At 67.1% G+C, this 6,715-nt stretch carries 4 protein-coding genes and 2 pseudogenes; 3 read left to right on the top strand and 3 right to left on the bottom strand.

The window, feature by feature from the left end:
• Positions 1-4 precede the first annotated feature (4 nt).
• Positions 5-76, top strand: a pseudogene (locus AB0I15_RS66400) (transposase); the annotation flags it as partial.
• Positions 77-86: 10 nt separating this feature from the next.
• On the opposite strand, the gene AB0I15_RS66405 reads toward AB0I15_RS66400, so the two are convergent.
• Complete coding sequence (locus AB0I15_RS66405; RefSeq protein WP_358121007.1) at positions 87-650, bottom strand: hypothetical protein; 564 nt, start codon at positions 648-650, stop codon at positions 87-89.
• 417 nt (positions 651-1,067) lie between these two features.
• Positions 1,068-2,687 carry an IS1182 family transposase gene (locus tag AB0I15_RS66410; RefSeq protein ID WP_358120999.1) on the bottom strand — a complete coding sequence of 540 codons (1,620 nt, stop codon included), beginning with the start codon at positions 2,685-2,687 and terminating at the stop codon, positions 1,068-1,070.
• Positions 2,688-3,032: 345 nt separating this feature from the next.
• Here AB0I15_RS66410 and AB0I15_RS66415 point away from each other — a divergent pair, with 345 nt between their 5' ends.
• Positions 3,033-3,617, top strand: a complete 585-nt coding sequence (locus tag AB0I15_RS66415; protein ID WP_358121001.1) for a recombinase family protein — start codon at positions 3,033-3,035, stop codon at positions 3,615-3,617.
• Between the two features lie 262 nt (positions 3,618-3,879).
• Here AB0I15_RS66415 and AB0I15_RS66420 read toward each other — a convergent pair whose 3' ends face one another.
• Positions 3,880-6,000: an Ig-like domain-containing protein gene (locus tag AB0I15_RS66420; RefSeq protein ID WP_358121004.1), complete on the bottom strand. Its 2,121-nt coding sequence runs from the start codon at positions 5,998-6,000 to the stop codon at positions 3,880-3,882.
• A gap of 507 nt (positions 6,001-6,507) precedes the next feature.
• Here AB0I15_RS66420 and AB0I15_RS66425 point away from each other — a divergent pair.
• Positions 6,508-6,715: pseudogene (locus tag AB0I15_RS66425) on the top strand (hypothetical protein); the annotation flags it as partial.

Genomic DNA, 6,715 nt, shown 5'->3' on the forward strand with positions numbered 1-6,715 from the left:
TGGCATGCGCCGCTGCCGCTACCGCGGGCAAGCCAAGGCCCACCTGCAACACGTGCTCACCGCCATCGCCGTCAACGTCGAACGCCTCAGCCGGCACCCTCCTGGAGAAAGCGCGCCCCCACGACCGCCGACAGCCTTCCAGGACTACCTCGACCACCAAGGCATCCCGCGCTTGCGTTCCTGGCGAGCCGCCAGCTGACCCGACAGCGAACAAGATCCCCGACAGAGTCAAGCTCAGTGATGGCGCCGGTGCCTTCGTCACGGAGCAGACTCTCGTTTGACCAAGCCAGAACCTGCTGGCGGTCGACCGCAGGAACGCCGATCAGTTCGCTGATGACGTCGGCGGGAATGTTCTGGGCCAGGTCGGCGACGAAATCGAACCGGCGGGCGTCGAGTGCTCGATGCAGATAACTGCGGGTGATCTGGCGGATACGCGGCTCCAGTTCGGCGACGCGGCGGGGCGTGAACCCGCTGGAGACCAGCCGGCGGAACTGGGTGTGGTTGGGCGGGTCCATGGCGATGAATGACTGGCGTTTGGCCAGGTCGTCGGACCATAACTCGAGGTTGACGCCCTTCTTGTTGCTGTAGGTGCCGGAGTCCCGGCTGGCGGCGTACACGTCGCCGTGCCCTGTCAGCGCGTGAAAGTTCACCTCGGCGTTGTAATAGATGGGCGCCTACTCGCGCAACCGCGCGTACGTCGGATACGGATCCTCGTGCATGGCGTAGTCGTACGGGGCGTAGGTCAGCACGTCGCTCACGAGACCCCTATCGGAGTGGAGATGGGGAGGATGATCTCAGCTTCGCAGCAGTGGAAGGACGGGGCAATGGTGCGCATTTCCCGGATAGGAGGTAGAGATCCCCGCATCCCCTAGGACGCTGGTGTTAAGCGGGTCATCCTGGCTGACCGCTATCGGAGGGCTCGCGGGGCGGCATCGTCCGGTGAGCGATTCGTTTCGTGTTCAATGCGCGGTGATCTGCTCGTCTCACGGGCCTGTGAAGTTATCCACAAGCCCGTTGATGGGCCGTCACGGGGTCATCCGGTCTCCTCCCCGGGAGGTTTCCCCTGGTCATGCCAGCGTCGTCGCCCATGCTCCGGTGGGGCGCGAGACGATACCAAGAACGGCCAGACGTGCGAGGTTGACCGCGGCGGCCAGCAACGAGAAATCAGCGTCGATCTTGGTAGTGCCGCGGACACGGGCGCGGCGGCCTCCGTGCCGCCGCCGCATCAGATGGGCGATCTTCCGTTCGACCTTCGGGCGGGTAGCCCGATAGCGGGCCAGCCAGTCGGGATCAGCACTGTTGGCCCTGCCCCGGGCCAGGTGCTCCTCATACGGGCTGAGGTTGATGTCGCGGCCGTTCTTGGCAGTGGTGCACCGCTCGCGTAGCAGGCAGGAAGCGCAGGCGGCGCCGAAAGCGGCCACCCCACTGCCGTCACGATGCCGGCGAATCTCGGCCGTGACCTGGTTCGGGCAGGTCACCTGCCCGCTCTCCAGGTCGACGGTGAAGGCGTCCTTGGAAAACCGTCCACCCAGCGCGCCGGCCGGCTGCGTCTTGACCATCGCCTCGATGCCTGCCTCCTCCAACCGGGCCAGCATCGGCCCGGTGCCGTAGGCGGCATCCGCATAGACCTCGGCCTGCTCGGCCTGCTCGGCCTGCTCGGCCTGCTCGGCCTGCTCGGCCTGCTCGGCCTGCTCGGCTGGGAGAATGTCGGCCAGCAACTCGGCGGCGGGTTCGGCATCGCCGGTGTTACCGGGTGTGACCCGGGTAGCGGTGATGATCTCGCTGTCGGGGTCCTCGGCGATGTGCCCCTTGTAACCGTCGAAGGCACGAGCGACGGTCTTGCGCCCGTGCCGGGCCTCGGGATCGACGGTGGAGATGACGCGATCGCGCGCCACCTTGCGGGCGATCCGGAACACCCCGCCCTCACCGCCTTGGTCCAGATCCTGACCGAGCACCGTGGCCAGCAGCGCGACGGCTTGGCCCACCTCCACGCTCACCTGGCGGCCATCCAGCACCGCCAGCAGCGCATACCCATCCCGCGCCCGCGAATCGATCAGCGCCTCCCGCTCGGCCGCGTCCGTCCAGTCGATGACCGGCTTGCCGGTGTCGGTGTAGGCATCCCCGCTGGAGAGCACCGACCGCAGCTCGGCCCGCAACACATGATCGGCCGCGCGCAGCAGCCCCCGGACCGCCGAACGGATCAGCGTGACGGTGTCCTGGGTGGCCACCGCGTCATAGATCGGCGCCGAGTCGAGCATCCTGCGTCGTCCCACCAACCCCGCCTGGGAGGCAACCTGAACCGTCCGCTCGAAGATCCGATGCGGCCGCTCCGAGGCGGCCAGCCGCGCCCGCATGTCCACCAAAACGGTGTGCACGAACCCCGGATGATCGAAGTCCAGCCCGCCGGCGGCGTACTTCCACCGCACATCGAAGGCGAACCGGTCCACCGCCTCCCGATCCGACAACCCCTCCAGCCGCTGCAGAACCATGACCACCGCCACGATCATCGGCGGCACCGACCTGCGCCCGTCCTCGGCGAACAGATCGGCGAACATCTCCTCCGGGAACAGGCTCCGGCACTCACGGTGCAGCACCGCGTAGATCGAGTTCGGCGCGATACGCCCCTCGACGAAACTCACCGTGGAGGACAGCAACCCCGGCTGCATCGGAGTCTGGCCCACTGCCATCGCTCAACCCCATCCCCACGCCCGGTGACCAACGCTGATCACCCTGACATATCAGGACGGGGTGTCGCGAGATCGACAGAAAAACACCAGCTACCTAGAGCGGCCCGAAAGTGCACCTGGCTGGCGTCAAAGATGTAATCCATGCGTCGATCATGACGAGTGTCCGCTCGTGACTGGTAATCCGTTCGCTACTCCCACGCGCGGGGCGTGCAGCCCCCTCCGCGCATCCGCGCTGGCGACTTCGGAATCTGACACACCCGGCCAACCATCCCAGGTCGGGGTGTTCCGTATAGCTGTTCCGCGAGCTGTTCCGGTGAGGGTCCCCTATCCGAAACACTTGGAGCCGTGAACGGGACCCGCGTCGGCTACGCCCGCTGCTCTACCGACGAACAAGACATCATCATCCAGACCGAGCAACTCCTGACCCTCGGCGTCCCCGAAGACCGCATCTACATCGACCGCGGCTTCTCCGGAACCACCCGCCGCAACCGCACCGGCCTCGACCAGGCCCTCGCCGCCGTCTGGAACGGGTCGGTGTTCACCGTGACCAAATTCGACCGCTTTGCCCGCAACATGGCCGAGGCCAACCAGATCCTCACCGACCTGTCCGGACGGGGCGTCCTGTTCGGCCTCGGCGCCAACGTCTACGACTGGACCGACCCGTTCGGCCGACTCTTCCTGCAGACCTTGGCCATGGTCGCCGAGTTCGAGGCCAACCTCGGGCACATGCGCACCCGCGAGGGCATGGCCCTGGCCAAGAAGAACGGCAAGCTCAAGGGCAAGCAGCCCAAGCTGCCTGAACCCGCCCGGCGCTCCATCCGCCGCCGCTACGCCGAGGGCGAGGTGTCCCTGGCCGACCTGGCCACCGAGTACAGCGTCGGACGCTCCACCATCCACCGCATCATCCACGGCCCAGAAACCTCCAGGTAGAGCGATCACATACCAAGCTGGACGCCACATTCCGCGCAAGATCATTCTCAGCGCCAACGGCTGTTCCTGGGTTCCCCAACCCCGGGCTATCTGGCCGCTCGGCGCCGAGCGCGCGTCTTGTTTGGGCAGGAGAGCGGCGTACTGGTCGCGGGTGCCACAGCAACAACGCCAGCCATGTCTTTATCCCATGGACAGGATCGGACCCATCGGTCGGATGCGGGAGCATGAAGCGATGGGGGCGGGTTCACCGGGTAGTAACCGATCACATATTCCCGGCTGTGGTGAATGTCCAGGTGTAGGGCGTCATGATGTTGCCCGAGCCGTCCTTGGCACCGCTCACCTCGACTCGGTACACGCTTGAGGCAGCGAGTGGCGAGGCCGGGGTGAACGTCCATTCGTCGGTGTCGCCCGCCGTTGTTCCCTGCACGGTCGCGTTCGATGAGTCCTTGAGCGTGATCTGAACGCCGGACGCCGCCTCGCTGAGGCCGATCCTGATGGCGATGTCCACCGGCACATCTGTTTCGTCTTCGGCGGGGTCGCTGCCGTCCACCGTGGGCGGGTCGATGTCAGGGCCGCCCACGGTGAACGACCAGCTGTGCGGGGCGGGCATCACCTGGCCGGCCACGTCCTGGGCATCAAAGGCTGTCACGCTGTAGTGAGTGTAGGCAGCCAGCGGTCTTTCCGGCACGAACTGCGCTATATTCTCATCCGCCTGTCTGGACACCCCGGCAACCGGCTCCCCGCCGGGGCCCTCCAGCGCCATCTCGGCTCCGCTGACTCGCTTGCTGAATAGCACCCAGATCTCGGTGTTGGGCGGTACACCTGTCGCGTCCTTGTCCGGGCCGACGGCGACCACGGTCGGTGGGTCGGTGTCCTCGGCGGGCGGGTCTTCCGGCCCTGGAGGCGTGTCGTCCAGGTCGGTGGTGGAGACGGTGGATGTGGTGTTGGCCGCCTTCAACTGCTGCAGCAGCTGTTCTTCGGTGAGGTCCTGCGGAGGGGGCATCTCCGGATAGCCGCGGGAGCGTTCGGGATCGTTCATGAGCGCTTCCCACTCGTCGGGAGTCTGCGGCTCAGGTTCGCCATCGTAGAAGTAGCGCATCACCTCAATGGGAACGGCCGGAGCGGGCGTGTACGTGACGATGAGGGCAGGCGGGTGTCGGTAGCCTGGGTAGTCGGCGCCGCCGCCGTAGTCGCTGGAGTAGTACTGGCGCCAGTTGATCGTGGCGCTCTCGCTGACGGCTTGCAGCACCACCCCGTGGTTGGGCTCGTCCTTTTCGATCCAGGCGCGGGCAATGGGGTCGATGTCGTGTACGAGCGCCGCGTCGCTGGCGCACCAGGTGCCGGTGGCGTCGATGTTGTAGCCGGCCTTGTTGCCGCTCTCACCCGCCACGCCGGCGAGCGTGGGCTGCTGCGACCAGCTCAAGGTGGAGGTGGTCCAGTCGGACATGACGCGGGCGGCGCCGATGCCCGACCCGCCCATCGGATTGCCGCACAGCTCGCCGCCGGGGCCGCCGGACTTGTAGTTCCACACGTACAGGTCCGCGTCGAGGACGGTGGCGCCCTCGAGTACGGGGTCCTCGGTGTCGAACTTGAGGTAGCCGCGGGCGATGTCGGCGCTGGTGGAGGTGGTGCCGACGCGCAGGTACCCGGCCGCGGAGTTGTTGCCGCCGGTCTCCTTGCTGATCCAGGCGTCGGTGGGTCGTCCGCCGCCGAACCAGTCGTCGGCGGCGGCGATCGTCACCGGGTAGGTCACCGCCGGGTCGGCCAGGAACTTCTCCTCCGGGGTGAACACCAGCTCCGGCGTGCCGCCGGAGGTCTCCACACGGGCCTGGACCGGGGCGGATCTGCCCGCGTCGGGGGCGGTCTCGACCTTGGCGTCCATCGCGGTCAGCACGACCGGCGCCGCCGCGGCCTTGCCCTTGGCGTCCTTGAGCTGCGGCAGCCCGTCGGACGTCTTACCGAACGTGGTGCCTTTGGGCAGGGTGAGCGGCAGCCGTACGGTCACCGATCCGGCCGGCTTGTGCCGGAAGACCACCTGGGAGATGAACCCATCGGCCTGAGCCTGCACCACCAGGTCGGCTCCCGGCGCGACGGCGTCGGAGTAGGTGACCGTGCTGCCGGAGACCTTCGGCTCCGGCAGCGCCCGGGTCACACCCAGCCCGGTCATGCCACGCTCGCCTTCCGCGGACACCAGGTCCTTGGCGTCACGCCCGCCGAAAGTCAGCGGGCTCTTGACCCGCGCGGCCCGCAGCTTGCCGTCGCGGGTGACGATGCGGGTGTCGATGGGCTCCCAGGCGCCGCTGGCCGGGTTCTTCAGCTGCACGGGCCGGGTGTACAGCTCGGCCCGCATGTTCTTGCCGTCGGGGTTGGCCCAGACCTTCATGGTCTCGGTGAACCGCGAGGGCACCTCAACGGGCTGGCCGGACTTGGCGGCCTTGTCCCAGGTGGCTTTGAGGTCAGACTCGGCCGCTGGAGGGACTGTTTCTTGGGGAGTCGCCGTCGGCGCGGGGTTGGGTGGGTCGGCGGCCGCTGGTCCTGTCGTCAGGGTGGCCGGGAGTAGGACCGCCAGCGCGATCGCGAGCAGTCGCGACCGGGGCAATCTACGTAAGACGCTCACCAATCACCTTCAATCAGGCTAAATGCGGGCAAAACAAGATCAGTTTTATCCCGTCCTTAGCTGGAGTCACAACCCCTGGAGGGAACAAGTTTTCGAAAATTCCGCCTACCAGATGATCTTCTTGTTATCGCAGATAGTGAATGGTTATCTGAGATAGAGTCGATCGCGCCACCGGCGACGGCCCGGCCGGCCTCGGACGCTCTCCGGAGCGTCCCCGCGCCGGGCGGGGCGACTCGGGGCGCTTATCTGCGATAGAGGTGCGGGAGGGGTGCGATGGGGACGGTCCGCCGGCTGAGTCCGCGATCGGGCGTGCCGGGGCTCGGCGTCGCGGTCGAGGCGTTCCTGGCCACCATCGGCAACCGCAACACCAAAAGGGCGTACGCGATCGCGCTGCGCACCGACGGAACCGTGTCTCCGCGCACGGTCGCCGCCTTCGGCAAAGTCGAGGAATCCGGAGCTGTCCTCGTGTTCGTTACGGGCC

It is taken from the genome of Nonomuraea sp. NPDC050643 (assembly GCF_040654715.1).
Classification (GTDB): domain Bacteria; phylum Actinomycetota; class Actinomycetes; order Streptosporangiales; family Streptosporangiaceae; genus Nonomuraea.